Origin of the sequence: Nodularia chucula CCY0103 (genome assembly GCF_963923915.1) — a bacterium.
In the GTDB taxonomy this organism is placed as follows: domain Bacteria; phylum Cyanobacteriota; class Cyanobacteriia; order Cyanobacteriales; family Nostocaceae; genus Nodularia; species Nodularia chucula.
Genome location: NZ_CAWUOL010000073.1, coordinates 1 through 26,613, shown reverse-complemented (window position 1 = coordinate 26,613; position 26,613 = coordinate 1). Strand labels below are relative to the sequence as shown.

At 41.0% G+C, this 26,613-nt stretch carries 27 protein-coding genes and 2 pseudogenes; 21 read left to right on the top strand and 8 right to left on the bottom strand.

Translation table 11 applies throughout. The annotated features are described in order from the left end of the window. The first annotated feature begins 183 nt into the window (after positions 1-183). Genes ACM0OP_RS17760 through ACM0OP_RS17735 form a run of 6 tightly spaced genes read left to right on the top strand, consistent with a single transcriptional unit; the run spans position 184 to position 4,430 of the window. Positions 184-411: a hypothetical protein gene (locus ACM0OP_RS17760; protein WP_414529747.1), complete on the top strand. Its 228-nt coding sequence runs from the start codon at positions 184-186 to the stop codon at positions 409-411. A 7-nt stretch (positions 412-418) separates the two neighbouring features. Continuing rightward, positions 419-1,294 carry a type III CRISPR-associated RAMP protein Csx7 gene (csx7, locus tag ACM0OP_RS17755; protein ID WP_414529750.1) on the top strand — a complete coding sequence of 292 codons (876 nt, stop codon included), beginning with the start codon at positions 419-421 and terminating at the stop codon, positions 1,292-1,294. 40 nt (positions 1,295-1,334) lie between these two features. After that, entirely contained in the window at positions 1,335-2,285 is a 951-nt protein-coding gene (locus ACM0OP_RS17750; RefSeq protein WP_414529746.1) for an RAMP superfamily CRISPR-associated protein, read from the top strand. Then, entirely contained in the window at positions 2,286-2,726 is a 441-nt protein-coding gene (locus tag ACM0OP_RS17745) for a hypothetical protein (RefSeq protein WP_414529745.1), read from the top strand. It begins immediately after the preceding gene. Positions 2,727-2,778: 52 nt separating this feature from the next. After that, the gene (locus tag ACM0OP_RS17740; RefSeq protein ID WP_414529744.1) at positions 2,779-3,789 is read left to right on the top strand and encodes an RAMP superfamily CRISPR-associated protein; all 1,011 of its coding nucleotides are present in this window, start codon (positions 2,779-2,781) and stop codon (positions 3,787-3,789) included. Between the two features lie 2 nt (positions 3,790-3,791). Then, complete coding sequence (locus tag ACM0OP_RS17735; RefSeq protein ID WP_414529743.1) at positions 3,792-4,430, top strand: hypothetical protein; 639 nt, start codon at positions 3,792-3,794, stop codon at positions 4,428-4,430. Between the two features lie 150 nt (positions 4,431-4,580). Here the strand turns inward: ACM0OP_RS17735 and ACM0OP_RS17730 are convergent, their stop codons facing one another. Genes ACM0OP_RS17730 through ACM0OP_RS17720 form a run of 3 tightly spaced genes read right to left on the bottom strand, consistent with a single transcriptional unit; the run spans position 4,581 to position 5,704 of the window. Then, entirely contained in the window at positions 4,581-4,982 is a 402-nt protein-coding gene (locus ACM0OP_RS17730; protein WP_414529742.1) for a hypothetical protein, read from the bottom strand. Between the two features lie 30 nt (positions 4,983-5,012). Further along, a complete protein-coding gene (locus ACM0OP_RS17725; RefSeq protein ID WP_414529741.1) occupies positions 5,013-5,486 on the bottom strand; it encodes a hypothetical protein in 474 nt (157 codons plus the stop codon). After that, positions 5,483-5,704 (bottom strand): hypothetical protein, encoded by a 222-nt coding sequence (locus tag ACM0OP_RS17720; protein WP_414529740.1) that lies wholly within the window; start codon positions 5,702-5,704, stop codon positions 5,483-5,485. The genes ACM0OP_RS17725 and ACM0OP_RS17720 overlap by 4 nt, the downstream gene beginning before the upstream one ends. Positions 5,705-6,131: 427 nt before the next feature. On the opposite strand from ACM0OP_RS17720, the gene cas6 reads away from it, so the two are divergent. The 8 genes and pseudogenes from cas6 (at position 6,132) to ACM0OP_RS17680 (ending at position 12,359) form a co-directional block, all read left to right on the top strand. After that, complete coding sequence (gene cas6, locus ACM0OP_RS17715) at positions 6,132-7,256, top strand: CRISPR-associated endoribonuclease Cas6 (protein WP_414529739.1); 1,125 nt, start codon at positions 6,132-6,134, stop codon at positions 7,254-7,256. 104 nt (positions 7,257-7,360) lie between these two features. Continuing rightward, positions 7,361-7,639 carry a hypothetical protein gene (locus ACM0OP_RS17710; protein WP_414529738.1) on the top strand — a complete coding sequence of 93 codons (279 nt, stop codon included), beginning with the start codon at positions 7,361-7,363 and terminating at the stop codon, positions 7,637-7,639. Continuing rightward, positions 7,618-7,986: pseudogene (locus tag ACM0OP_RS17705) on the top strand (His/Gly/Thr/Pro-type tRNA ligase C-terminal domain-containing protein); the annotation flags it as partial. The gene ACM0OP_RS17710 and the pseudogene ACM0OP_RS17705, both read left to right, overlap by 22 nt. 142 nt (positions 7,987-8,128) lie before the next feature. After that, positions 8,129-9,145 (top strand): CobW family GTP-binding protein, encoded by a 1,017-nt coding sequence (locus tag ACM0OP_RS17700; protein ID WP_414529737.1) that lies wholly within the window; start codon positions 8,129-8,131, stop codon positions 9,143-9,145. 106 nt (positions 9,146-9,251) lie between these two features. Then, the gene (gene folE / locus ACM0OP_RS17695) at positions 9,252-9,902 is read left to right on the top strand and encodes a GTP cyclohydrolase I FolE (RefSeq protein ID WP_414529736.1); all 651 of its coding nucleotides are present in this window, start codon (positions 9,252-9,254) and stop codon (positions 9,900-9,902) included. Positions 9,903-10,100: 198 nt separating this feature from the next. Continuing rightward, positions 10,101-10,430, top strand: coding sequence for a phosphoribosyl-AMP cyclohydrolase (gene hisI / locus ACM0OP_RS17690; protein WP_462362465.1), 330 nt, complete (start codon positions 10,101-10,103; stop codon positions 10,428-10,430). 66 nt (positions 10,431-10,496) lie between these two features. Next, positions 10,497-11,930: a cysteine--tRNA ligase gene (gene cysS, locus ACM0OP_RS17685; RefSeq protein WP_414529735.1), complete on the top strand. Its 1,434-nt coding sequence runs from the start codon at positions 10,497-10,499 to the stop codon at positions 11,928-11,930. A gap of 72 nt (positions 11,931-12,002) precedes the next feature. Then, the gene (locus ACM0OP_RS17680) at positions 12,003-12,359 is read left to right on the top strand and encodes a hypothetical protein (protein ID WP_414529734.1); all 357 of its coding nucleotides are present in this window, start codon (positions 12,003-12,005) and stop codon (positions 12,357-12,359) included. Positions 12,360-12,751: 392 nt separating this feature from the next. On the opposite strand, the gene ACM0OP_RS17675 is transcribed toward ACM0OP_RS17680, so the two are convergent. Continuing rightward, positions 12,752-13,327 (bottom strand): pentapeptide repeat-containing protein, encoded by a 576-nt coding sequence (locus tag ACM0OP_RS17675; RefSeq protein WP_414529733.1) that lies wholly within the window; start codon positions 13,325-13,327, stop codon positions 12,752-12,754. Between the two features lie 188 nt (positions 13,328-13,515). Between ACM0OP_RS17675 and ACM0OP_RS17670 the strand changes: the two genes are divergently transcribed. Beyond that, positions 13,516-14,106: a hypothetical protein gene (locus ACM0OP_RS17670; protein WP_414529748.1), complete on the top strand. Its 591-nt coding sequence runs from the start codon at positions 13,516-13,518 to the stop codon at positions 14,104-14,106. 282 nt (positions 14,107-14,388) lie between these two features. Next, positions 14,389-15,411, top strand: a complete 1,023-nt coding sequence (locus ACM0OP_RS17665) for a tetratricopeptide repeat protein (protein WP_414529732.1) — start codon at positions 14,389-14,391, stop codon at positions 15,409-15,411. 19 nt (positions 15,412-15,430) lie between these two features. Here the strand turns inward: ACM0OP_RS17665 and ACM0OP_RS17660 are convergent, their stop codons facing one another. From ACM0OP_RS17660 to ACM0OP_RS17650, 3 genes are all read right to left on the bottom strand, one after another. Next, a complete protein-coding gene (locus ACM0OP_RS17660) occupies positions 15,431-16,381 on the bottom strand; it encodes an SGNH/GDSL hydrolase family protein (protein WP_414529731.1) in 951 nt (316 codons plus the stop codon). A gap of 318 nt (positions 16,382-16,699) precedes the next feature. Further along, positions 16,700-17,842 (bottom strand): cytochrome P450, encoded by a 1,143-nt coding sequence (locus ACM0OP_RS17655; protein ID WP_414529729.1) that lies wholly within the window; start codon positions 17,840-17,842, stop codon positions 16,700-16,702. Between the two features lie 156 nt (positions 17,843-17,998). Continuing rightward, on the bottom strand, positions 17,999-18,571 hold the full coding sequence (locus ACM0OP_RS17650; RefSeq protein ID WP_414529727.1) for a TetR/AcrR family transcriptional regulator: 573 nt from the start codon (positions 18,569-18,571) through the stop codon (positions 17,999-18,001). A gap of 266 nt (positions 18,572-18,837) precedes the next feature. Here ACM0OP_RS17650 and ACM0OP_RS17645 point away from each other — a divergent pair, with 266 nt between their 5' ends. After that, a complete protein-coding gene (locus ACM0OP_RS17645) occupies positions 18,838-18,978 on the top strand; it encodes a hypothetical protein (RefSeq protein ID WP_414529726.1) in 141 nt (46 codons plus the stop codon). Positions 18,979-19,246: 268 nt separating this feature from the next. Then, positions 19,247-22,138: a glycerol-3-phosphate acyltransferase gene (locus tag ACM0OP_RS17640; protein WP_414529725.1), complete on the top strand. Its 2,892-nt coding sequence runs from the start codon at positions 19,247-19,249 to the stop codon at positions 22,136-22,138. 218 nt (positions 22,139-22,356) lie between these two features. Here ACM0OP_RS17640 and rimJ read toward each other — a convergent pair whose 3' ends face one another. Then, the gene (gene rimJ / locus ACM0OP_RS17635; protein WP_414529724.1) at positions 22,357-22,938 is read right to left on the bottom strand and encodes a ribosomal protein S5-alanine N-acetyltransferase; all 582 of its coding nucleotides are present in this window, start codon (positions 22,936-22,938) and stop codon (positions 22,357-22,359) included. A gap of 433 nt (positions 22,939-23,371) precedes the next feature. On the opposite strand from rimJ, the pseudogene ACM0OP_RS17630 reads away from it, so the two are divergent. From ACM0OP_RS17630 to ACM0OP_RS17620, 3 genes and pseudogenes are all read left to right on the top strand, one after another. Then, a pseudogene (locus ACM0OP_RS17630) lies at positions 23,372-24,011 on the top strand (RNA-guided endonuclease InsQ/TnpB family protein). Positions 24,012-24,084: 73 nt separating this feature from the next. Then, positions 24,085-25,095, top strand: coding sequence for a biotin synthase BioB (gene bioB, locus ACM0OP_RS17625; protein ID WP_414529723.1), 1,011 nt, complete (start codon positions 24,085-24,087; stop codon positions 25,093-25,095). A gap of 621 nt (positions 25,096-25,716) precedes the next feature. Continuing rightward, entirely contained in the window at positions 25,717-26,370 is a 654-nt protein-coding gene (locus ACM0OP_RS17620) for a hypothetical protein (protein ID WP_414529722.1), read from the top strand. Positions 26,371-26,613: the final 243 nt, after the last annotated feature.

The following is a 26,613-nucleotide window of genomic DNA, read 5'->3' as shown; positions in this document are numbered from 1 at the left end:
AACTACTATACCTGAATATGTAAAGTTTTGTAACGAGATTCAACATTTCTGCTTTGGAGTCAATGCAATGATTTTTTTCTATCACAAGATAAACCATTAGCTTTTCCTTATATAAATTATGAGCAAAGTTTTTTAGACGATTATAAAAATGATAGAAATAAAAGGACGGAAGACAAAATAAATTTGCAAAATACTTTAGCGCGATGTGCTGGTTTAATCCTTAAAAATACAGATGGTATTAGTGCATTAAGAACAGATGGGATTATTAGATTACGTAAATATGAAGGCAAAAATAAAACAATTGACCACTTTGATTTACCAAAAGCTCGTCGTGTAAGTTGTATTGCCAAAAATGGCAATTTATATCTTCGTCATTATGGAGAACATGATTATGTCAATAATAACCCCTAATTTACTTATGTTCGACACATTCAAAAATCGCCTAGAAATAACAGGTGTACTCACCACAATTACAGCCTTACGCATCAGCGCCGGACGTTCCACAGAACCCATTGGATCTGATTTACCAGTAATGAAAGATGCATTAGGTAAACCATTAATCCCAGGATCTAGCTTCAAAGGTGCAATGCGATCGCGCCTCGAAAGCTTTCTCAGAGGTATTGTAGGTAATGATCGCAAATTAGTAGCTAATCCCGCAGTTGAGGCGGAATGGTCAATTACCTCCAAGGAGATGAATAAATTAAAAGATAGTTGTGATAATGACGAATCTTTAACTAGGGAAATTCTCAACCATACAGATTTAGTATCTCACCTATTTGGTTCACCCTGGATAGCTAGTAAATTTCAAGTGCGGGACTTAACCGTATTACCTGAAACTTGGTTTGGACAGTACCAAGAAAGAGACGGTGTAGCCATAGACAGAGACACCGAAACAGCCGCAGATGGTAAACTCTATGACTTCCAAGTAGTTCCGGCTGGGACACAGTTTGAATTTAAAGCCGTAGTGGAAAACGCCACGGAATGGGAACTAGGACTGTTGATGATTGGGTTACACCAATTTGAGACAGAACAGATACCTCTGGGTGGAGGGCGATCGCGTGGCTTGGGAGTTGTTAAACTAAACATAAATAAAATGCGCTGGCTTGATGTCAATAATAACCCAGAAAAATTACTCACATATCTCCAAGAATTAGTCACTAGCAATCCCGGTGAGGATATACCCAGCTATGAAAATGCTCAACAATTCAAACAGGGTTGGTCTCAGGCTTTGATTAATCATTTAAGAAACAATATAAATCAAAGTTACACCGCCGAAGTAACGCCCAATTCTTGATAAGTCAATATTGCAATATTTATCTGAATAAAATTTAGCTATGCACAAAAGATTTGTCAACCACTGCACCATTCATTTAAGCATCATACCCGATGGACCAATTCTGATCAAATCAGGCAAAGAAGGAGCAGATCCCACAAAGCCAGATATGGAATTTGTCGAAACTTATCACGCTGGGGGACGTTCTATATATTTACCAGGAAGCAGTTTAAAAGGTGCAATTCGCGCCCATGCGGAACGGATAGTTAGGACTGTGGGGAAAGAAACCAGAACTAACTCAAGTTTACCTTGGGCTAATGACCCATTAAATGATGATTATAAATATCTCAAAGATCAATCAACCAGCGATATTTATAAACTTTCTTCCTTCACAGACCAAATATTTGGTAATACTTCTATCGCCAGCAGACTGAGAATTGAAGATGCTTATCCTGATAAATCCATACCATTAAAACTGGAAGAAAGAAACGGCGTAGCTATTGATAGAGTATTTGGTTCTGTAGCAGTTGGTCCCTTTAATTATCAAGTCTGCACATCTGGACAATTTCACACCAAAATACATTTAAAAAACTTCACTTTGGGACAGTTAGGTTTAATTGGCTTAGTATTGCGTGACTTAAATGATGGTTGGTTTGGTTTAGGTTTCGCCAAATCTCGTGGTTTGGGTACTGTACAGGTGAAATTAACTCAAGCTGTGGTGCAATATCCCGGTTGTGAATTAAAAGAAGGAAAAATTTACGCTTTTGGTAGCGATAGAAAAATTTGGGGAGTAAATTCGTTGTTAGGTGCAGGAGAATTATTAGAAACTAAAGAAGCCGATAAATACAATTTTCCTAAACCAGATATACAGTACACAGAATGTGTAAGTGCTGAGAGTATGGATTTAAACTTCGGGGTAAAACTAAATTGGCTAGGTGATAGCAAAAGCGGCGTACCTGATTTATTTACTGAAGCTGTTAAATCTTGGAGTCAATTACTGGGGGATAACTAAATGACCGCTTTTGTTGGTGTAAAAAGACCTGTATCAGTTTACGAATTGCTAAAATTAATAGAAAAATTAGCAATTAAACCTAGCTATTATTTTCTACGTTGGAATCATCAAGTTAGTCAAATTTGGGAAACAGCACCCAGCGCAAAAGATTTCCCCATGCTTGAGGGACAGATGTTTAATGAAGACTGCGAATTAAGATGGAAGCGTAAACCAAACGATAATTACGAACTTCTACTTTTAAGCATCGCCTCAGCAGAATCAGAATTTATCAAAATAGGTGAAACCTGGGAAACACAACAAAGAGAAGCTCATTTAAACTCTCCCAAAGATAGACGCTTTCCCAAAAACATCCCACCACAAAAAGACAATATCGCCCAAAGATATTTTATCGATAAACAAACAGCAACAGTCCACTTTGTCGCCCTGACAATTAAAAAATAAACACTCCACTTCTCAAACTCTGTGTCTCTGCGCCTCTGCGTGAAATAAATCCATGACAAAAACCCCTTCCGAACTTCCCCCAAAACCTTACCAACTCGTCTCCTTCCCCAAAGAACGCCCCAACCTACAGCGACCCGTGGGACATCACAAATATTTGAGCGATCGCCTGCATGGTACTCTATATCTTAGCCTCACAGTGCAGACATCCTTACACGTTTCCACAGGCTTAGTCGTCATGGGTAGCGACATTGACAGCAAAGTGTCCCTAATCAAAACAATGGTACAGGGAGTTGACCAAAAACTGTCAATTCAAGGAAGTTCCCTCAAAGGCTGCATCCGTTCAGTATACGAAGCCATTACTAATAGTACCTTGGCAGTTGTAACTAAGAAATACAAAGATAATAATAAAATTCCCCAAGAACGCCTACCTTGTAATAATAAAGAAAACCTTTGCCCAGCTAGTCGGGTATTTGGGGCGTTAAATTGGCAAGGATTACTTGATTTCAATGATGCGAACTGTGCCAGCGTGGGTTTCTCCACAGGATTTATGCCTTCTTTATATCGTCCCCGTCCCGACGAAAATCAGGCATATTTCATCAGAGGTAAAGTTGCAGGGCGGAAGTTTTATTATAACACGAATAAGGCAATTGATAAAGGTGAAAACTCTGGAATTGCCGTACAGCAAGCGGGAAGAGAATACACGTTTATTACCCAATTACACTTTAAAAATTTATTATCAGAAGAGTTAGGAACTTTGTTAATTGCTTTAGGACAAGACCCCAAATATCCCATAGCTTTAAAAGTAGGTGGCGGTAAACCCATTGGGATGGGAACCATGACCGTTAGTATAGACAAAATTACCCAACCGCAAGATTTAAAACAGCGTTATTCATCCTATCAAGTCAGTGCATCTGATGAATTAACAGGAGAAAAGTTAGGACAATTTAAACAGAAACATATTCAAGCTGCTTACTCACGCCTGATTGAGAAACCGCAACTAGAAGAACTCGCCGCTATTCTCCGTTACCCCAGCGATCGCCAACCGCCAACAGGAATGTATTAATTATGACTATAGCTGATTTAGGCTCGGAATCGTTAACCAATAAACAGTGGGAAATTGCCCATGCGATCGCGCAAACACTGGTAAAAGAAAACACCGATGTTAACGAATTAGGAAAGGCGATCGCATATTTGCGGAGTATAGTTAATCAAACCAATGCAAATGTGAAGTTTTTCACATACCTTAAAACCCTCGTCAGAGATGGTAAACAAATTGGACACAGTGGTAAAACTTTCGGATATTACCGCACTATAGAATCAACCTGTAGCGATTATCTGCAAAAAGCCGATGCTCAAATCATACTGCAAATATTAGGCTGGGTATCTCGGCTGATGCGTTACTACAAAGATGGAGGTGTACCCATTGGCGAAATCGCCCCACCCACAGCATTTACTGTAGAATCAGCACGACAACAAGAAATTGCCAAAGTGCTTGAATCTCAGGATTTCCAGCTTGACCAAATCTTAGAAGCTACAGTGACTAAAATCAGTGGTAATAAGGTGACTTATGAAATACTAGGAACTATTAAATTAACTGAGAAGGAACCGAAAAAAGCTAGTGTGCTTCACCAAGGACAAACAGTGAATGTGAGAATTATTTCTCTCAAAGACGATGGAAGTATCAAAAGCGTTAAAAGTTTGTAGTTGGGAGATTTATAAATATAATCATCCAGCATCTCACGGATTAATATTTTCGCCGTTGAATGAAATCAAGTTGGTAAATGGACTTGACTCTTATTCAGCAGATGACGAGTCTTTGTTTCCGTTCCCTTGCGGGAAATTTTACATCCTAAATTATTTTAACTTTAAAATATCTTTTATCTGCTGTAACTTATCAAAAGATGTATTAACTTCTGATTGATGATTTTTAAAATGGTCTATTGCACTATTATATTTTATGCCTTGTAAGTATCTAGCTTTTTGACTCGCGTCCTCCAAATCGTTATAAAGTTTCTCCAATCTCCTATTCTCTAGTTTCTTTGCAAGCTTACGAACATAACCCCGACGAGAATCATGTGGGGATTTTTCTGGAAATTGACTTGTTATATCATCCCCTCTTTGAGAAGCATAATACTCTACCCAGTGCAATGCTGCATAAAAGCACATAGTTACTGTCCAATCGGGATAAGCACTTTCAATACTGCGTGCTGCATTTTCATTGCTTCGAGCTTGCACAAGGTAGCGTTCACAGGTCATGATTTCTTGAAAAAGCGAAACTAGAGTTAATTAAAGCACACTGAAGTTAAGAGAATTACTTGCCCATGTTTTTCGTCTACCTACCTCGGTTTCAGAATCGGCTATTACCTGATCTTTAAGTGAATAAAATCTATCTACTATCTGAGGACGAAAATACCATTCTTCGGCAGAGTCATCTATTAATTTCCACTCATAGTCAATTACCAAATCTTGAATTTTATCCCAGTTGTCATTTGATAACTCAATATTTTGTTCCAATTCTATCTGAAAATCAATCCAATGAATATCAGGATAACTTGTAGCGATGGCTCTAACCCTTTTGACTTCTAGCAATTGTTTTAATTCATTTACCAATTTTTGGATTTCATGAACTGAATCATGACTTGTTGTTTCATCTGATTTAATTAAACGTAATTCAGATGAACCACGATTACTCCAATTTGTTTGATTAGTTTTGGTGTTTAAAACTGAATGTGTCTGTGTTGATTGAGGATTTGAAATCATACATCTCCCTTTAAAAATTCATCTAGTCTGTCTCTCAAAAATGCTGCGTGCTGTCTAGTAAATGCAAAATTGATCGGATTTATAGTTGATGATTCTTGCTCATCTTCTACGAATGGACTATCTGAGAGCATTCCTGCTAGCAATATCCGATTTTCTTCATCAATTGCCACACGTATACCAGTAACAAATAACACTTTATTTAAGTCTTGCTTACTCATAATTTATTTCTAATCACTACTTTACCTAAAAACGAGAGAGCAAAAATGCTGTAGTTACTACTAGATTTGCTCTCTCACACTTTATAATAGCTCCACTGGTAGTAGAGCTAAACCAAACTTTTTGCTAGACTACTTTCTTGATGACAGTAGATTTGAAGCCTGGAAAATAGGAGAAGAAGTAAGAACCTGAGATGCTTAGTTCAAACTGACTCACAGTTTTATACTGTTTGTGAAAAGATTCACAATGCGTCCATGCAGAATAGGAGTCAAATCCTATTTTGAAGTTTGAGGTTGATTCAGGCATAATCTGACCTCTTACTAACCACATCGTAATTATAAGCATTTTGACAGCCGATATCATCCAAATTTACAGTTTTTATACTGAAATTTAGTAAAATACTCAATAACACCTGCATAAAACTCGGTAATGGTCAGAACAGCTCAACCCACCAATCGTCAACAAAAGCTCACACTTCCCACATGGGCAGATAACACCGAATTGGTGGGATTAGAATTTGACCTCGAAGCACTTACCACCAGTTCCCTCTACTCCCAATATACCATCGCCCTCCATGCTTGGTTTCTTGACCAAGTGCGACAAATTGACCCAGAACTTTCCGCCTATCTCCATGATGGCGAGTCAGAAAAACCCTTCAATATCTCAGCCCTAGAAAGTCAACTGCTTCCCACGGGTAAGCAATTACAACTAGAAGCCAACCAAATTTTACACTGGCAAGTCAACGCTTTATCTGCAAAGGTGGCACAGTTTCTGCAACTATGGTTAACCCAATTGCCAGAAACTCTAAATTTAAGAGGTGCTACTCTACAGATAAAACAGGTGAGAATCGCTCATCCTCCCACCACCTACGCCCAACTATTACAACCACCCGCAAAATACTCTCAGGTCAATCTCAGCTTTATCTCACCTACCAGCTTTCGCCGCAAAGGTCATCATTTCCCCCTCCCAGTACCTGTAAATCTCTTCCATAGCTATCTGCGGCGCTGGAATGATTTTTCCCAAATCCCTATATCACAAGTCGATTTTCTCGATTGGATAGATGAAAGTGTGATTATTCATCAACACCGCTTGGAATCTTTGAAGGTGGCTGCTGGTAAACGAGGTTCTGTGACAGGTTTTACTGGGGCGATTTCCTGCGGGTTGAGTAAAGCCGCTTTAGCTAATACTGAGTTTACCCAGTTGTTTTATGCTTTGGTAAAACTCGCTCCCTATTGTGGAACGGGACATAAAACGACTTTTGGGTTAGGACAAACTTCTCTAAGTTGGGTGGAACCAGAACCCAGTACACCTACTCAGTTACTCACAAATCTCTTGGGAGAACGTATTGAGGAGTTAACTGCAATTTTTACTGCGCAACGCAAACGTCATGGGGGCGATCGCACTGATAAAATAGCCTCAACCTGGGCGACAATTTTGGCACGCAGGGAAATGGGGGAGTCTTTAAAGCTGATAGCTGAGGATTTGGAAATGCCTGTGACTACTGTTAAAACTTACACTAAGTTGGCTAGGCGATCGCTTAAAGAGTTTGGCTGAGGGTAAATATGGATAGTTTCGCGCAAAGGCGCAAAGACGCAAAGGTATTTTTGGCAGTGGCTTTTTTGCGCTAATATGATAACGATTCTCATTATTTTATAGCTATGGTTAGTTCTGTTATGCAGTCCCAACGGATTTTGCAGCAGCAAGAGGAAAAACTTGCACGGGTTCGTCATACTTGCGCCCATATTTTGGCTATGGCTGTGCAGAAGCTGTTTCCGGGGATTAAAGTTGCAACTAGTCCAGTGACGGAAACAGGGGTTTTTTATGATTTTGATAGTCCGGTGAGTTTTACCCCGGAGGATTTAGAGAAAATTACTATGATGTTGCTTCCGAAGGCGAATGGCTACACCACGCAAGCTATCGCCAAAGACCAATTATGATTCATCGGGCGATCTTTGGTTCTTTAGAACGCTTTTTTGGCATCTTAATTGAAAACTATGCAGGTGATTTTCCTTTATGGTTAGCATCAGTGCAAATCAGGTTATTACCTGTTAGCGATGACGTGGGTGAATATGCTAAATCTGTACCTGCTATTTTCAAGAAAGCTGGGATTCGGGTAGAAGTAGATAATAGTGGTGAACCATTAGGTAAACAAATTCGGACGGTAGAATTAGCAAAGGTTCCTGTTGTCGCTGTGATTGGAAAGAAAGAGGTGGAAAACCAAAGTTTGAGTATTCGGACTCGGCAAAATGGTGATTTAGGTGTGTTAAGTAAGGAATTAATCTAAATTTTGTCTTTACCCAGAAATATTTTTTTGGATAAATCAACTGTCCGCACGCGAAGCACGCCAAGAATGTCAGTTAAATTATTTAGTGTAGCTTGACATTAGTTTAGTATCACACATTTAAAATTTTACTAGAGGATTTAATATGACTACTCTCACACCATCAGAAACTGCAATCATCCCAGAAATTCCTAAAAGAGGAATGCCAGTAACTTTAATTACTGGGTTTTTAGGTAGTGGTAAAACTACTCTTCTCAATCAAATTCTCAAAAATAAACAGGATTTAAAAGTTGCCGTTTTAGTTAATGAGTTTGGCGATATTAATATAGATAGCCAATTGCTGATTTCTGTAGATGAAGACATGATGGAACTCAGCAACGGTTGTATTTGTTGTACCATCAATGATGGTTTAGTTGATGCTGTTTATCGTATCTTAGAAAGAGAAGACAGGATTGATTATTTAGTTATTGAAACTACAGGCGTAGCTGACCCTTTACCAATTATTCTCACATTTTTAGGCACAGAATTACGAGATTTAACTAATCTGGATTCTATTATTACTTTAGTGGATGCAGAAGCCTTTGATGCCGAACATTTTCAGAGTGAATCAGCTTTAAAACAAATCAGTTATGGCGATATAATTCTCCTGAATAAAGTTGACCTTGTTACCCCAGAAAAAATTAAAGAAGTGGAAACTTACATCCAGAAGGTGAAAGTGGGTGCGAAAATTCTGCCCACTCAATATGGGGAAGTTCCTTTACCACTGATTTTGGACACACAGCTAACACCTCAGCAACAGTATATCTCTATTGCCAAGGCGGATGCCCAGAAGGAGCATGAACACCATAAACACCATCACCATCACTCAGATCATTTAGATAATGATGGCTTTATTTCTATTTCCTTCCAAAGCGATCGCCCCTTTGATGTCCACAAATTTGAAGCCTTCCTCACAGAAAAAATGCCAGCCGGAGTATTTCGGGCTAAAGGCATACTTTGGTTTAATGACAGTGATCTCCGTCACATCTTTCAACTGAGTGGAGCGCGTTATAATTTACATGCAGACCAGTGGTACTCTCAACCCAAAAATCAGCTAGTTTTTATTGGGAGAAACTTGGAAACCAGTGAAATTCACTCTAGTTTGCATAATTGTTTGCTATGATGAGAGTGTGTAAAGATATGTTACACTTCTCATGAGTCAGAGGTCAATTACAAATGAAATCTGACAACTGGCGAACTCAGCAAAACATTCCTACAAAACTCACAAAATGACTTTATCGATTCGTCCCGATCTAACTTCTGCCGATCAGGTACTATCGTCTTTAACTGCTCAAAAGCAGCCAAAAGTAACAGAAGCAGAAATGATGCAGGCTGTCCGAACTTTGTTAATTGGATTAGGCGAAGATCCAGACAGAGAAGGACTCAAAGACACTCCCAAAAGAGTGATGAAAGCATTGCAGTTTCTCACAAAGGGATACACTGAATCCTTGGATGAACTGCTGAATGGAGCAGTTTTCACAGAAGATGCCAATGAAATGGTGTTGGTTCGGGACATCGATATTTTCAGTTCCTGTGAGCATCATATTCTGCCAATTATTGGACGCGCTCATGTGGCATACATACCTAATGGTAAAGTCATTGGGTTATCCAAAATTGCCCGCATCTGTGAAATGTACGCCCGACGTTTACAAGTACAAGAACGTCTCACCACCCAAATCGCTGACGCATTACAAGGATTACTCAAACCCCAAGGTGTCGCAGTAGTGATAGAAGCAACCCATATGTGTATGGTCATGCGCGGTGTGCAGAAGCCCGGTTCTTGGACTGTTAGCAGTGCTATGCGAGGCGTTTTTTCCGAAGACTCCAGAACCCGCGAAGAATTTATGAGCTTAATCCGTCATAATGCTAACTTTCATTAAATAGCTACTATAGACTGTAGTTGATATAGCTCGTGATTTTGTTGTAGAGATGGGAAAATTCTTATCTCTACACTGAAGTATAAATTAAAAAATTTAAATTAACTTTCAGTGCGTAAATATACCAAAAAAAGATTACAGATAATTATTAACTAATATTGAGCAAAAACACTAAAATTAGAGATGAGGTAGCAGTAAATTGTGAAATCATCACAATTCAAGTTTAATAGTCAAGGCTTAATTCCTGCGATCGCCCAAGACTACCTAGATGGCAAAGTGTTAATGATGGACTGGATGAACCAGCAATCCATCGCCCAAACCCTAGCCACCGGAGAAGCCCATTACTGGAGTCGTTCACGTGGGGAATTGTGGCACAAAGGCGCAACATCCGGACACATTCAAAAAGTCAAAGAATTGTTTTATGACTGCGATGGCGACACCATCTTAATCAAAGTTGAGCAAATCGGTGACATCGCTTGTCATACTGGTGCGAGAAGCTGTTTTTTCAATTCTGTACAAATAACTTCGTAATTCCTAATTTAACAGGGTAAAATCCCAACTGAATCCCAATGACTAATGACTCATAACTAATTACCTATGACCCTGAAAATCTATAACACTCTCACCCGTAGTAAAGAAGCCTTCCAACCCCAAAAACCAGGTAAGGTAAAAATGTATTGCTGTGGTGTCACGGTTTATGATTATTGTCATCTGGGTCATGCACGTTCTTATATAGGTTGGGATGTAGTCCGGCGTTATTTTCAGTGGCTGGGATATCAAGTTGAATACGTGCAGAACTTTACTGACATTGATGATAAAATCCTCAACCGCGCCAATTTAGAAGGGACTTCGATGGAAGAAGTTTCTCAGCGCTACATAGACGCATATTTTGAGGATATGAGACGCTTAAATGTGATAGATGCTTCAGCATATCCCCGTGTCACAGAAAATATCACCAGCATTCATCATTTAATTCAGGAATTAGAAAACAAAGGTTACGCCTACGCCGCAAACGGTGATGTTTATTACAACGTCCGTAACTTCTCCGAATATGGCAAACTTTCTGGCCGAGTAGCGGAAGATATGCAAGCCGGCGCAAGTGGTCGAGTAGATGTGGAAGATCCTTCAGGACAGAAAAAACAAAACTCGGCTGACTTTGCTTTGTGGAAAGCCGCTAAACCAGGGGAACCAGCATGGGATTCTCCTTGGGGTGCAGGTCGTCCAGGATGGCACATTGAATGTTCCGCAATGGTCAAGTCAATACTGGGGGATACCATTGATATTCACGGCGGTGGTGGTGATTTAGTCTTTCCTCACCATGAAAACGAAATCGCTCAATCAGAGGTGGTGAGTGGTGAACCTTTGGCGCGTTACTGGATACACAATGGCATGGTAACGGTGAATGGGGAAAAAATGTCTAAGTCTTTAGGTAATTTTACGACTATTCGGGAGTTGCTAGATCAAGGCATCGACCCGATGGTAGTGAGATTGTTTATTTTACAAGGACATTATCGCCGACCTTTGGATTTTACCTCCGAAGCGATCGCCTCCGCCGAAAACGCTTGGAAGACTGTCAAAGAAGGTTTACTATTTTCGGGAGTTGGGAATGGGGAGTTGGGAGTTGAGAATGAAAAGAATCCTTACATCGAGAGTTTTCAAGCGGCGATGGATGATGACTTTAACACCCCAGGAGCATTAGCCGTTGTATTTGAACTGGCTAAGGAATTACGCCGTCAAAGTAATTTATTAACCCACGAAGGTAAAACCGATATTCCCCCAGAACAAATTCAGCAGCAATGGCAAACTCTAGTGAAATTAGCCCAGGTTTTGGGACTAGAAGCTCAACCAGAAGCCCCCAGCGTCGCCGAGAGCAAGTTAACTGATGCAGAAATTGAAACTTTGATACAGGAGCGACAAGCAGCCCGTAAAGCCAAGAATTTCGCCGAAAGCGATCGCATCCGCAATGAACTACAGGAACTCGGCATAACTTTAATCGATCAATCAGATGGTACAACTCGTTGGCATTCCTGATCAACATTTACTTGAATCGTAAGATTTGATCGGATAATCTGAGCAGTCAGGACTGTTTTACAAGGAAACCTCATGAACAAAAAAACTATACTGAGTTTGCTTTCTACTCCCATGCTAGTCAGTTCTATCCTTTCTATGGGAGTAATGGCTAACCAAGCACAGGCCGCGGAACCAGGAACCGAAAACGCAGATAAACTTAGCTGTGTACAGAATGAACATATCATGCGTCCCGTCTGTGCCAGAGCTTCGGTATTAGCGAAAATCCCTGTATATCAAGCTGAAGTTGAGTTTGCGGGTGAAAACCAAGATACCTTGCTAGCATTTAACATTGAAGAAAGTGATATGGCTGTGGACTTATTTAATTGTGATTGTCCGCAGTGCATCAATGCTTTACGTCAAATGCGCGGTGTAGCACCTTTAGTTTATTAGGTTTTACAGGATATGGCTGGGGACTGGGGACTGGGGATTAGGACTAGGAACTTTTCCCCCTGCTCCCTGCTCCCCTGCCTCTTTAACTATTCTTGACACTCCTCACTCTAAAGGGATGAGGATTCTTGCTTCATCCGTCCGAACTAGAAACCCGAATACAAGTATTCCAATTTCCCCGTTTGGATACGTCCACAAGCACACACGGACTGCCCGACCGCGTTTGAAAAGGCGTTTAATTTCTGGTTTTTCCTCCCACATTTGTACAAGATTTAGGATTTATACTACCAGGGTTCCGGATCAGGAGTCGTCCGCTTGACCTACTTCGTTTTTTATTTGTGCGCTTTACCGCTAAATTTATAATACTCTAAAAGCCGCCCTAGAAGGGCGGGGCTTTAAACCCCAAGTTTTCGGTAAGAATAGGAGTAACTGCCAGCCCAAGTCACCCATTTGTGAGATAATCCTATATGCAATATCCCGCCAATTTTCTCTTGCTCAGTGATAATTGCTCCTGTTAAATCTGCGCCACTGACTTCAGCTTCATTAATATTGCAACCAGTTAAATTTGCCTTCCTGAGATTAGCGTTTCTTAAATTTGCCCCACTCATTTCCGCTTGACTGAGATTTGCACCTAAAAAGTTGGCAATTTCTAAGTTTGCACCTCGGAAATCTGCACGAGTTAAGTTAGTATCCTCTAAATTCACCCGAATCAAGTCCGCACCAATCAAATTTACCTCACTTAAGTTTGCATTCTTCAAGTTAGCTCCACTCAAGTCAGCATCAGTCAAATTTGCTCGACTGAAGTTACATCCACTCAAGTTTGCACCACTCAAGTTTGCACCACTCAAGTCAGCTTCGGTAAAATCAGCACCACTCAAGTTGGCATCACAAAGATTGATTTGATGTAAACTAGCGCTATTAAATGTGCGTTTTCCTCCTGCGTAAAGACTCAGGATTTTCTTAGCATCCATATTATTACCTCGCAATGTCTATCGGTCACTAAGTTGAGTTATCAATTAAACTCTACCCACACCATACAAAGACAATTTTTCGAGTTGCCAGTTACCGAAAATTTTAATTACAACTTCTGACTCCATCATGCTATAATCTCAAGCTATTTAAACAAATACTTAATAGAAAAATATATTTATCAATGGCAATGGCTGATTTCACATCTACCCTATCTGAAGCTGTGGCTGCATATCGCGGAGAGGGGGGCGCACGTCCCACTACTGAAACACTGGTAACTGCTTTATTACAAGCTGAAAAAGCTGCCAAACAGCAAAGGCTAAGTAATGATTTCCCTTCGCTGCTGGGTAAATGGCGACTTTGCTTTGCTACTGGGACTAAAAAAGCTCAAAAGCGCGGGGGAATTGTCTTAGGTAAGGGTTTATATGTGCCGAAATTTATCAATATTCAGATTTCTTTTCGTTCTACTGACGGGGCGGATTCTGGTCAAGGTGAAATTGGTAATCAGGTACGGTTAGGCCCAGTGTTATTACAGCTTACAGGCCCAGCACATTATTTGGGTAAGAAAAATTTATTGGCCTTTGATTTTAACTATCTGCTTTTATCCCTGTTCGGTGCAAAGGTCTACAACCAGCCCATTCGCTCTGCTAAAGCTGAAACCGAGGATTTTTATGAAAAGTCTATAGCTAAATTGCCGTTTTTTGCTTTCTTTTTAATCACGCCAGATTTGATTGCAGCTCGTGGTCGTGGCGGTGGTTTAGCTCTCTGGATTCGTCATTAGTAGGGACTGGGGACTGGGGACTGGGGATTGGGGACTGGGGATTGGGGATTGGGGACTGGGGACTGGGGATTGGGGACTGGGGACTGGGTATTAAATAGAATCTATCCCCACACCTCCCACACCTCCCACACTTCAATTCCCAGTCAAGTATCTAGAGATATATTTTTTTCTTCAAACTCTCTTTACTTTTTATCTCTCAAGAGAGAAAATAACTATTAAGTCAAATAGGGTTCATTCCCAAAGATCAGTTGCCAATTTATCGCAGAGTGTAACCGGGGTCAGATGACGCAAGCTTTTAATCGAGTCGAAGAATGGGAACAACGCCGTAATGAAGCTAGCCACTACTACAAGCAGGGGCAGTTTCAAGAATATCTCAATTTTGCTAGTGAAAATTTACAGTTAGCCAGAGCAATTTCAGACCGAGCCAGAGAAGGCCATACATTAAATGATATTGGTTTAGCTTATTTGAGTTGTTGTAAACCTTTAGAAGCGTTGGAGTGTTTTCAGCAAGCGCTTTTGGTAGCTATCGAACTTGGGAATAGGAAAGCTAAAGCGATCGCACTTAGCAATCTGGGTTCTACTTACAGCCGTTTAGGGCGGTTAAACCGATCTTTAGAGTATTTGGATCAAGCTTTACACATCTTTAGAGATTTACAAGATATTCCTGGTGAAGTTTCTACCCTGAATGATGTCGCACTAATTTATACTAAGTTGGGGCAACCTAAGCGATCGCTGTTGTTACAATATCAAGTTTTGGCTATGCGTCGCTCATTAGGCGATTTTTCTGGGGAAGCAACTACTCTCAATGGTCTGGGTTATGCTTACAGCACTTTAGGCCAGCATGAGAAAGCTTTAGAATTTTTGCAAGCGGCGCTCCCTATTCAACGCGCTGTGAAAAATGTCGTGGGCGAAGCTACAACCTTAAATAATATTGCTGCTGTGTACGGTGATTTAGGGGAACCGAAAAAAGCGCTGTTACTTTACTATCAGGTTTTGTTGACACGTCGAGCCATTAAAGATCGTGCTGGTGAAGGGACAACTTTACAGAATATGGGTTTTACCTACAGTTTTTTAAGAAATCATCGTCAGGCTACAAAATATTACCAGGAAGCGATCGCCATTTATCAAGAAGTTGGTGATTGTTTAGGGGAAATTTCCACTCTGCTCAATCTCGGTAAGCTTTACGCCCAGACTAAACGTAAAAAGTTGGCGCTGTCTTACTACCAAAATGCTCAAGATTTAGCTCAGGCGATCGCATCTCAGTCCATGTTAAATAAGATACAGCAGTATATGAATGGGCTTTAGTGGGGAGTGGTTAAAATACTTACTTAATACTTAGCATTGGTAAAAGCGATTGCTCGATGACTTGACTGATAAACTGATTACCTAGCAAGTTGAAGTGTATATGATCATGATACAAAGCTTTTGCGTCCGGGTGGGCGTTGAGCAACGGTAAAAAATCTATATACGTAACTTGCTGCTGCTGGGTAAAGTCTATCAGTCTTGCACGGGTTTTAATTTCGTAGTCGCGGGGGCCAGGTTCACCAATTTCCCGCAACAAGGGAGTCATAAGCAGTAAAAATTGGCTATTTTGTTCACTAGTTAATGTTTGAATTTGGCTAATAGCCTCGAAATTAATTGCTACTATATCCCCTGGTTCCTGCTTTAAAGCTGCCATTTCTAGAATAGGCTGGGGTTTGATAATATACCTTTGCCATACTTCCGCTAACGCTAGGGGAGGTTTTTGATCTGGGTAATTGCGATCGCGTCCCACTGGTAAGGAAGTTGGTGCAGTGCCAAATAAATCATCAGTATTAATTAATAACACCACAACTTGCGAGTTAAAATTGCCAAATCGTTGTAAATAAGCTAACTCATTTCTGGGACTCCAAGAATTAGCTGAAATATTTAATACTTCAATTTCACTATAATTACTCAGATTTAATGATTCTAAAGAACGGGTGAGTAAACTAGAAATAGTATGATCCTGGTCAGTCCACCAACCACCATTAGCAATAGAATCACCAATAATTAACACCCGCAGAGTGGAAACAGGCGGTATCTTTTCAATCGGTGCGCTTCGCATAGAATACTGATTAATCTCAATGCGATTACCAAAGCGACGAGTACGCTGATTAGGAGCCAACAAATAACCAATCTGCGAATCAGCAATATAAACCAGAGGATTACCAAAACCAAAAAGCGATCGCAAAGCCACCTCAAGCACCACAAAAAACCCCACAGCCACCAAAATGATTATTAGTGCTAATTTCACCTCTAAAGACCCTCTGATAAAACTTAGATTAAGCACAAATTGTCTAACATAGTTTAATCGGTTCCGGCGTACTTACAGTAGAAGATACATTCATTCGCTTGTATCCCCTGCATGAATGACCTACAGTGTACACACAAGTCCTATCTGTCTGCGTTTACGTCTATTTTTCCCCCTAAATTCCCCAAGTCTGGGGGACTTTGAAAATTCTTGTTACCCGATAATTGGGGGCTAGGGGACTTGGCTAAATTCGGTCACTTGTGTGTACAAGATAGGCATAAATGGTCGGGGCTTAACCTATGAAGAATTGTAATTGCATGACTACAAAAGCACAGATAAGGATTTGACTCCATACATAGCCATTGAGGGAATAAACTCTAGCGTGGCATTTGGTTCAATATGTATATTTGGCAAACGTTCCAACATTGCACTCAGCATAATTTTACTTTCTAGCCGAGCTAAGGGTGCGCCCAAGCAAAAATGAATCCCGTTGCCAAAAGACAAATGTGGATTTGGGTTACGATCAATCACAAATTCATCTGGGCGATCAAACTGAGTCTCATCACGGTTTCCAGCCCCTATCCACACCAATACCATTTGTCCTGCCGGAATTGTCTTTCCCCCTAGTTGAGTGGCGACTTTGGTAAACCGTTCCGTCCCTTGCAGTGGTGAGTGATAGCGCAATACTTCCTCAATGGCTAGTGGTAGCAATTCTGGCTCTCGCTTTAACCGTTTAAATGCCTCTGGATACTCTTTAAAGCAAAGAAGAGTGTTGCCTAACAGATTGGTTGTAGTTTCATTACCAGCGACCAACATCAAAATGCAGAAATCGACCAGTTCTTGAGCTGTTAGGGTTTCACCTGCTTCATGAGCTGCAATCAAATCACTAATCAAGTCTTTGCCAGAATTTTGCCGCCGTTGTTCCAGTAGATGCCGGAAGTAATCTCCCATATACTGCAATGCAGTCGGATCAGATAAAATAATGCCATTCGACCAGTGTTTGAAATCAGCACGATCTTCAACCGGAACACCGAGAATTTCCGCGATTACAATCACAGGTAGTGGAATTGCTAAGTCTTGTACAAAGTCGATGCGATTTTTTCCTTGAACTTTGTCAATCAATTCATGGGTAATTTGCGTAATGCGTGGTGCCAGTTCTGCTACCCGACGGGCGGTAAAAACTTTTGCTACCAGAGAACGGAGGGATTGATGCTTGGGTGGGTCAGTATAGTTTAAACTTTGAGTTAAATCGACTTGCTCTGATGGTTGCGGAACTTGAGATGAAAATGTCTGCCAATCTGTACAGACTCGTTTGATATCTTCATAACGAAACACCATCCAACTTTGTTGCTCTGCATCATAAAACACTGGTGAATCGCGTCGCATCTGGTCATACCAGGGAAAGGGATTACCGATAAGCACAGAGTTTTGTTCTGTCATTGCAGACTGATGATCTGGTTGCATAAAAAGTCTCCTGATATAAAAAAAATTGCAGGTTCAATCGAGCCAGATGCTTTTTATCTGACAGGTAATTTTTAATTTGTAATTGCAGCCCAAGGTAGTTTTTCACTCTCCCCCCGGCCTACACAGCAATGGAATATTTTGTTAGTTGGAAGTCCCTTACTTAGTGGCGGCTCGCGTCATGGTAAACAATGCTTCTACAACTTGAGTGCGACGAGGTTCTTCGAGTGTGCCAATTTGAAAAATTTCCGACAACCATAAACCATCACTCACTAACAGAATCAGGGTTGCTTGAATTGGATCTAGCCCGTCTGATTCGATCCGTTTTTCCCATTGCTGCTGATAGGTATGGGCAGATTCAAATATCTGGGGTGAATTTGCCGCAATTGAGGAAAGTCGAGCAATCAGTGCTAAAGTTTTTTGGCTAATTCGCAGGCTTGCACGAATATATGCTCTTACCCACTGTCCTGAAGTCCCTGGGGTATCGTCCTGGTCATATTCAGCTTCCAGTGTCATTTCAAAATCTTGAATTAGTTGTTCCACCATACCCTGCATCAATGCATCTTTGCTAGGGAAATGGTAAAGCAGCCCTCCCTTGCTGACTCCAGCTTGTTGAGCCACTGCATCTAGAGTTAATGCCTCAACGCCTTTTTCAATCACAACTTGGCTAGCAGACCGCAGAAGCAGTTCACGAGTAGTTGACCGAGATTTTGATTTATTGTTAGCAGCCATAGGAATAACCAAGAGGTAGCAGAGAATGTGGGTACATTACACTCCTTGAAAACCAAGATATAGATTGCAAGAAGTATGCAAGCCCTCATAAATTTACTGTACCGTCTGGACGGATGAATGTCAATATGTCGTGGTTCTGCTAAAAATCTAACTTATTGTTGCAAAGCTTAAACAAAATATTATCTGTAATTTAGCTTGATCAGCAAATAGAAAGACTACAATCAAAACGGACAAATTAGCACTGTAACAAAGGAGGATTACAAGCTATGTCCGACTTAAATCGCGGAATTATGAAATTTAAAGGTGCAGATTCACCCAAATTAGTCACCATCTCTACTGTGCTACTCTTGGGTTCCATTGCAGCCTTAATTATTTGGGCATTACAAGCAGCCTATGCGCTCAACTGATTAATTGTCAATTGTGCGGACACTTGCAATAACGGTTTGTACCGTAGCCAAGTGTCCATTCACTATAGTTGGGGAGTAGGGAGTAGGGAGTGGGGTAAAAGCCTTGCGGTGTCTAACTTTTATGATCAGTTTATTTCCTAACGTGTATGTGTAGTGCCATAACCAAAAAAACCGCCTCACCACCATCAAAAAATTTCAGAAAAATTTTAGACTTGGAAATTTGAGGTTTTAGATGCAAAATAAATCTCAAATCAAGAATTGATATTGAATGATTGAATTTTGGGGAGCCTTAACTATTTTAATTGCCTGTCCCCTATTGGGTTCATTACCAATCATAGCTGGGATTACTTACGCTCTCAAAGGCAGACAACTGTCACAAATAGGCACTAAAAACATCAGTGTTTCCGCCGCTTTTTATCATGGCGGCACATGGGTAGGAATTTTGGCAGTTTTGTCAGAAGCAATCAAGGGAATCGGCGCAGTTTTGCTGTCTCGTATCTTCTTTCCCCCAGGATCATATTGGGAATTAATAGCCCTGATTGCCCTAGTATTAGGTAGATATGGGGTAGGTAGAGGCGCAGGAACAACCAATGTTGTTTGGGGATTTATGATTCATGATCCCTTGGTGACAATATTTACAAGTTTGTTGGCAATTATCACATTTAGCCTGCTGCAATCTCGGATACTGGTTAAATTCGGAGTTTTATTTGTGTTTCCCTTGTTTGTCGTACTCCTGAATGTTGACAATTTCCCTAAAATTATGGCAGCTATTGTTTTAGCTGGAGTATTGGGGTGGATTTATACCAAAATTCCCGATGATTTGAATTTACCTACCGCCGCAGCTGAGAGAGAATCACAAGCAGCTTTTGCATATTTACGCGGTAATTCCTCGGTGCTGTCTTTAGATAAAGAGTTAGATCCTCATGTGGTGGGACAAAAGGCTGCAACCTTATCTCAAATGAAGCGCTGGGGCTATCCTGTGCCGAAAGGATGGGTAATTACTCCGGGGGATAATCCAGAAGCGTTGATTGCTATGCTTGAACCTTCTGATTTATCTCCTTTAGTGGTGCGTTCCTCCGCCATTGGGGAAGACTCAGAACAATCTTCCGCAGCTGGACAGTATACAACGGTTTTAAATGTCACCAGCAAACAGCAATTACGCGAGGCGATCGCCGCAGTTCAAGCTTCTTACAATCATCCTACTGCTGTACAGTATAGACGCGATCGCAGTCTACCAGATACGGCAATGGCTGTACTGGTGCAACAACAAATTCAAAGTGTCTATTCCGGTGTGGCTTTCAGTCGAGACCCCATTAGCCAACAAGGGGATGCAATTGTGATAGAAGCTTTACCAGGTAGCCCCACACAAGTTGTTTCGGGTAAAGTTACACCAGAACAATATCGCGGTTTTGTGGTAGATACAGAAAATATTGCCTCTGTGCAGTTAGAGGGAAGCGGACAAGTCCCACAATCATTAATTAAACAAGTAGTATATTTAGTCCGGCGACTAGAAAAAGAATATCAAGGTTTACCCCAAGATATAGAGTGGACTTACGACAGTCAACATCTCTGGGTTTTACAATCTCGACCAATTACAACATTACTACCCATCTGGACTCGGAAAATAGCCGCCGAAGTGATTCCGGGAGTTATACATCCCCTCACTTGGTCGATTAATCGCCCCTTGACTTGTGGCGTTTGGGGAGATATTTTTACATTAGTTTTAGGCGATCGCGCTTTAGGCTTAGACTTTACCGAAACCGCTACTCTACACTACTCTAGAGCTTATTTTAATGCTTCCCTTTTAGGAGAGATTTTTCTCCGCATGGGTTTACCACCGGAAAGCCTGGAATTTTTAACTAGAGGGGCAAAAATGAGCAAACCCCCCTTAAAAAGCACCTTGGCGAATTTACCGGGATTAATCCGCTTGCTGAAACGAGAATTGAGGTTAGAAAAAGATTTTAAGCGGGATTATAGTCACACGTTTATTCCGGGTTTATCTCAATTAGCCCATGAATCTGAAGCAGAACTTACAGCGCCTCAGATATTAGCAAGAATAGATTTAACTCTGGAATTACTGCGTCTGGGAACTTATTACAGCATTTTAGCGCCCCTGAGTGCAGCCTTGAGACAGGCAATTTTTCGGATCAAAGATGGGGAAATTGATAACAGTGTAACTCCAGAAGTAGCCGCATTGCGATCGCTAACTCTTTTAGCCGCAGATGCAAAGCAAGTATTACCAGAGTGTGAACCAGATCAAGTCTTTGCAGAATTGGCAAAAACCCCACAGGGAGATAAAATCCTCTATGAATTTGACGAATTATTAGCAGATTACGGTTATTTAAGTGATGTGGGAACAGATATAGCTGTCCCTACCTGGAAAGAAAATCCCCAACCTATCCAGCAGTTATTTGTACAGTTATTGCAAAATCCACCAGAAACAGATAGTAAAAATTCTCTCGGTCGGGCTTTATCAACCAAGCGCAAGAGAGGATCAGTACAGCGCCGAGTGGATATTAAAGGACGAGTTACCGAAGTTTATTCTCGGCTATTAGCAGAATTACGGTGGCGATTTGTGGCTTTAGAGAAAATTTGGTTACAGTGTGGCTTACTGCAAAACACTGGGGATATCTTCTTTCTGCAACTTCACGAAATACGGCATATAGTTACTGGTGATGATCCTAAACTCAAGAGCTATTTATCTAAAATAGTACAATTCAGGCGATCGCAATTCCAGCAAGATAGTCAATTCAACCAAATTCCCCTCTTAGTTTACGGCCATACACCACCCCATCCCCTACCCCCCTCTCAACTTTACTCAGACCAAATATTACGTGGTATTCCCGCCAGTCATGGACAAGTTGAAGGTCGAATTAAGGTAGTCAAAAATTTAGAAAATTTACCAGAAATCAACCGCGAGACAATTTTAGTAGTACCTTACACCGACTCCGGTTGGGCCCCTTTATTAGTCAGGGCTGGGGGCTTAATTGCAGAAGCAGGAGGAAGACTTTCTCATGGTGCAATCATCGCTCGTGAGTACGGTATTCCTGCCATCATGGATGTCCATAATGCTACCTGGATTTTACAAGACGGGCAACGGGTGCGGATGGATGGCTCTAGAGGAATTGTCGAATTATCTACAGACTTAAGACCAGATTAAATTTCTAAGTGTGGGAAGTGTGGGGAGTGTGGGGGGAAGAAGCAGGGGAGCGGGGAGCAGGGTGCAGGGGGGAAATAAGAGGCAAGGAAGGGGTGCAGGGGAAAAGTTCCTAGTCCCCAATCCCCAATACCCAATACCCAATCCCCAATCCCCAATCCCCAATCCCCAATACCCAATACCCAATACCCAATACCCAATCCCCAATCCCCAATCCCCACCTATAAATAAAACTCCTCAGCTTTCCAGTCAGAATTTACCAAACTAGTGAGAATATGATCTTCCCACTTACCATTAATTAATAAATAATCTCTAGCATATCCTTCTACCACAAAACCCACTCTTTTTAAGACATTACCACTACGGCGATTATGAGGCATATAATTAGCCATAATGCGATGAAAATTTAACTCTGCAAACACATAATCAGTTGCAGCCTTTAACGCTTCTGTCATATATCCTTGACCTTGCTGAGATTCCGCCAGACTATATCCCACATAGCAAAAATGCGCCGCCCCTCGGATAAAGTTAGTAAAATTTATCGTGCCAATAATTTGACGAGAATTTGTTTGAGGAAAAATAAATAATTTTAATGATTGATCATGCATGAACTCTAAGACATGATTTTCAATTTGATATTGCCAATAATCTTTGGTAAATAAATTATGTAATAAAGTAGGATAAAAAGGAGTGAAATAATCTCTGTTTTCAGTAAAATATTTAATAATTTGTGGTATGTCTTTTTTAATAGCAATTCTTAAAGTCAGGCGATCGCTCGTGATGAGTGGTAATTCTGATTTCATAAAGTCGCTGGTTAACTGAATTATTTAATGACAAATTACTGAAAATCGCCCCGGCGCGACTTTGGGGGATGAAATTAATCAATCTTGCTGTATCATCCATCGTACTACTGATTAAAGTTCAGGTGGTTTTTGACCGAAAATAATGGGATACAAGCCCCATCACTTCGACAAGCTCAGTACAAGCCTTTTAGGATGGCTTTTGATCGATTAAACTTCGTGCAAATCTCTCTATCAACTCGCTAACACTAATATCTCTACTAACCGCTTCTTTTTTCATAGTTTCCCAAGCAGTAGGGGTTACTACTATTTGGTGTCTTTGTTTTAATTCGCTGTGTAAAACTGGGACATTTTTCAGCCTTTTTTGAGTTGCCATCAGTTAGATGCTGTGTATATACTAAATTCATGCTAGCAAATAAAAGGAGGTGGTTCAAGAGTGTTAGTATTAGAATACAAAGCAGTAGTTAAACCTAGTCAAGCCCAATCTATTGATGAAGCAATTCGTACAAGTCAGTTTGTTCGTAACAAAGTATTGCGTCATTGGATAGACAATCGTGGCATTGGTAAAAAAGAACTGTACTAGTACAACACTCAGTTACGCGCCAAATTTGAGTTCGTTAAAGATTTAAACAGTCATGCTTGCCAAGCATCTGTAGAAAATGTAGAACGAGCAATCAATAGGTTTTTTGATAACTGCAAACAGAATAAACCTGGAAAAAAAGGCTACCCAAAGTTCAAAAAGCATAGTCGTTCTGTAGAATACAAAGTTTGATGCTTCTTGGTATCACTTCCGCCAATGGCTGGAATACTTTGGAAAGCAGTTTGGACGGGAAATAATTGCTGTTCCACCACACTTTTCAAGTCAAGAATGTAGTAATTGTGGTGCTAGAGTGGAAAAATCTCTTAGCACTAGGACTCATTCTTGTCCAAACTGCGGATATACTGAGCAACGCGATGTGAATGCTGCCAAAGTCATCTTAAGTCGTGCAAACGCTAGGGGAGGGCATCCCCAAAGTAACGCTAGTGGAGTTGTAGCCTCTACTTCTGTTGGTCTAACGACCTACAAAGGCAAGTAACAACTGTGAAACTAGAATCCTCGTGCGTTCACGCCGAGGAGTGTCAACAATCCACTCTATAACAAGGATAGTGATGTCGGTGGGAATACGCTACAATTGGCAAAAAGCAGAGATCCAGGCGATATACAACACGCCATTCCTAGAGCTGATTTATCAAGCTGCTAGCGTGCATCGTCAATATCATGACCCAACAAAAATACAAGTTTGTAAACTTATCTCCATTAAAACAGGCGCTTGCCCTGAAGATTGTAGTTACTGCGCCCAATCTTCTCGTTATCAAACCGAAGTCAAGCCCCAAGCACTGTTAGAAAAAGAAACAGTTATCAACATCGCTCAAACAGCCAAAGCAAAAGGTATTAGTCGCGTTTGCATGGGTGCAGCTTGGCGGGAAGTGCGGGATAATTCACAATTTGACCAAGTGTTGGAAATGGTGCAAGAAGTCACCAATATGGGTTTAGAAGTCTGCTGTACTTTGGGAATGCTGACCACAAATCAGGCCAAACGCTTAGAAGCAGCCGGACTATATGCTTATAACCATAACTTAGATACTTCTCAGGAATATTATAATACGATTATTACCACGAGAACCTATGGCGATCGCCTGAATACAATAGATAATGTCCGAGAAACAAATGTTACAGTCTGTTCTGGTGGTATCCTTGGTTTAGGGGAAAGCATTGATGACCGTGTAGGGATGTTAGAAACTCTCGCAAATTTACAACCTCATCCAGAATCCGTCCCCATTAACATTCTCTCTCAAGTCCCTGGTACACCCCTAGAAAATCAACCAGACGTACCCATTTGGGAAGTAGTACGCATGATCGCCACAGCCAGAATTATCATGCCAAATTCTGACGTGCGTCTCAGTGCGGGGAGGGCGAGACTATCCCCAGTAGAACAAGCCTTATGCTTTATGGCTGGAGCCAATTCCATCTTTTCCAGTGACGATAATAAAATGCTCACAGTCACCACACCCTGTCCCGATTATGACGCTGACAGAGAAATGCTGAATTTATTGGGATTAGAAATGCGTCCCCCTCAGCAAAGACCGGAAAGAGTCACAACCCCAGCTGTTATTGGTTAATCAAAGCTCCCCCATTTTTTGGCTACTGTGTATACACATCTTGATTCAGAAAGGTTTTCCAGCCCTAAAAATAAGATTTAACCGGAAATCCAGTTCCCCTCCTCGCTTGCGGCTATTCATTACCCGGATCTTTCTCAACACTTTTGTGAGCGATCACTCCAATCCTTACTATGCTTAGATTTCTCGATTTTTTATTGTCAATAACCCTGTCAAGAAGGATTGTTACAGTTTGTGAATTGAGGCTTGAAAGCCTTGTCCCACAAGGTTTTAAAATTTTAAGAAAAATGTGGGTAATGGATAGTCGCTTGCGGGGAGGGGCTAGGAGTGGGGTCTTATGGTAGAAAAACAATTCCCAACTTGTGTGTATACAGTAGACTTTTTGCAGAAGTGGGGATTCTAATTATATTGATGCTTTTACTGTCCATTTCCGGTAAACTCACTTGACTATACTCTTGAAATATATTACATTGCGGATTATACACGTATATTTAATCACGTTAACAAAACAGCATATTCAGTGTTGCTCCCATACTTAACTTCTGGCTGGGAGTTTTAACAGTTTAAGATAGCGACTTATTGTATGCGTGTATTCTTTAGACCATCTGAAAAAGGAAATAAATTGTGATCAAGTTGTCTCATATTCTCACTCTCCCCCTTGTAGTTGGGACTGCGGCCACTGCTGTTGTTGCTAGTACACTTCCCGCCCACGCCTTGACCTGGACAGCCAACAACATCCTGTTTGCAGATGGAGGAACCTTGACTGGTTCATTCGATTTCGTAGGAAATGCTTATCAAAATGTCAACCTGACACTTACTGGTCCGGCAATTCTGGGTGCTGCTGGAACTACACCATCAGGTCCAAATGGAACAATTACGTTCAATTCACCAGCTCAAAATGCGGTCGCGGCAAATCCTGCATCATTCTGGTTTACTAATGACGGTCAGTTCGTAACTGTTGTACCTCCTGGAACTGTCACCTTTTCAACTGGTGTGTTCCTATCCGGCTTTAATTTAACTAATCCGGGTACAGCAACCCCGACATCTGGTAATTATGGCGTGTTTGGCTCAACACCTGTTAATTATGCCAGTGGCAACTTCGTAAGTAGTCCTGTTAGTCCTCCGCCACAGGACATTCCCTTTGACATCCCTGGAGGTGCAACCATACCCACCATCGGTTCCGTATTAGCTCTGGGACTGATGAGAAAAGCTAAAAAAAGCCTGGCATTAAAAGCCCAAATGTCCCAGAATATCAACAGTAAAGTTAGCGTTAATTAACTTTTCTAGCTTGAGGGAAGTGAGTACTGGGGATTGGGGACACTTCGACTACGCTACCTCGGCTGCGCTCGGCACAAGTCAGTGCAATTTGGGTATTGAGAAGTAACAATATTTCCCCACACTTCCGACACCCTGCCTCTTTTTTGAGTCATAAAAAAACGGGGTAACTCCAGTGAGAATTACCCCAAATATCCCTCTTCTGTCACTTTCCGAATAAAGCAAGTAGTAAATTAAGTAAATTAT

Coding starts and splice junctions, on each gene's coding strand:
- ACM0OP_RS17720 (WP_414529740.1), bottom strand. CDS start 5,704: ATGAGTAAGCAAGACTTAAATAAAGTGTTATTTGTTACTGGTATACGT.
- bioB (WP_414529723.1), top strand. CDS start 24,085: ATGTCGGTGGGAATACGCTACAATTGGCAAAAAGCAGAGATCCAGGCG.
- folE (WP_414529736.1), top strand. CDS start 9,252: ATGACTTTATCGATTCGTCCCGATCTAACTTCTGCCGATCAGGTACTA.
- ACM0OP_RS17675 (WP_414529733.1), bottom strand. CDS start 13,327: ATGGATGCTAAGAAAATCCTGAGTCTTTACGCAGGAGGAAAACGCACA.
- rimJ (WP_414529724.1), bottom strand. CDS start 22,938: ATGAAATCAGAATTACCACTCATCACGAGCGATCGCCTGACTTTAAGA.
- ACM0OP_RS17700 (WP_414529737.1), top strand. CDS start 8,129: ATGACTACTCTCACACCATCAGAAACTGCAATCATCCCAGAAATTCCT.
- csx7 (WP_414529750.1), top strand. CDS start 419: ATGTTCGACACATTCAAAAATCGCCTAGAAATAACAGGTGTACTCACC.
- ACM0OP_RS17665 (WP_414529732.1), top strand. CDS start 14,389: ATGACGCAAGCTTTTAATCGAGTCGAAGAATGGGAACAACGCCGTAAT.
- ACM0OP_RS17725 (WP_414529741.1), bottom strand. CDS start 5,486: ATGATTTCAAATCCTCAATCAACACAGACACATTCAGTTTTAAACACC.
- ACM0OP_RS17645 (WP_414529726.1), top strand. CDS start 18,838: ATGTCCGACTTAAATCGCGGAATTATGAAATTTAAAGGTGCAGATTCA.
- ACM0OP_RS17670 (WP_414529748.1), top strand. CDS start 13,516: ATGGCTGATTTCACATCTACCCTATCTGAAGCTGTGGCTGCATATCGC.
- ACM0OP_RS17680 (WP_414529734.1), top strand. CDS start 12,003: ATGAACAAAAAAACTATACTGAGTTTGCTTTCTACTCCCATGCTAGTC.
- ACM0OP_RS17640 (WP_414529725.1), top strand. CDS start 19,247: ATGATTGAATTTTGGGGAGCCTTAACTATTTTAATTGCCTGTCCCCTA.
- ACM0OP_RS17745 (WP_414529745.1), top strand. CDS start 2,286: ATGACCGCTTTTGTTGGTGTAAAAAGACCTGTATCAGTTTACGAATTG.
- ACM0OP_RS17750 (WP_414529746.1), top strand. CDS start 1,335: ATGCACAAAAGATTTGTCAACCACTGCACCATTCATTTAAGCATCATA.
- ACM0OP_RS17710 (WP_414529738.1), top strand. CDS start 7,361: ATGGTTAGTTCTGTTATGCAGTCCCAACGGATTTTGCAGCAGCAAGAG.
- cas6 (WP_414529739.1), top strand. CDS start 6,132: ATGGTCAGAACAGCTCAACCCACCAATCGTCAACAAAAGCTCACACTT.
- ACM0OP_RS17650 (WP_414529727.1), bottom strand. CDS start 18,571: ATGGCTGCTAACAATAAATCAAAATCTCGGTCAACTACTCGTGAACTG.
- ACM0OP_RS17730 (WP_414529742.1), bottom strand. CDS start 4,982: ATGACCTGTGAACGCTACCTTGTGCAAGCTCGAAGCAATGAAAATGCA.
- ACM0OP_RS17740 (WP_414529744.1), top strand. CDS start 2,779: ATGACAAAAACCCCTTCCGAACTTCCCCCAAAACCTTACCAACTCGTC.
- ACM0OP_RS17655 (WP_414529729.1), bottom strand. CDS start 17,842: ATGCAACCAGATCATCAGTCTGCAATGACAGAACAAAACTCTGTGCTT.
- cysS (WP_414529735.1), top strand. CDS start 10,497: ATGACCCTGAAAATCTATAACACTCTCACCCGTAGTAAAGAAGCCTTC.
- ACM0OP_RS17735 (WP_414529743.1), top strand. CDS start 3,792: ATGACTATAGCTGATTTAGGCTCGGAATCGTTAACCAATAAACAGTGG.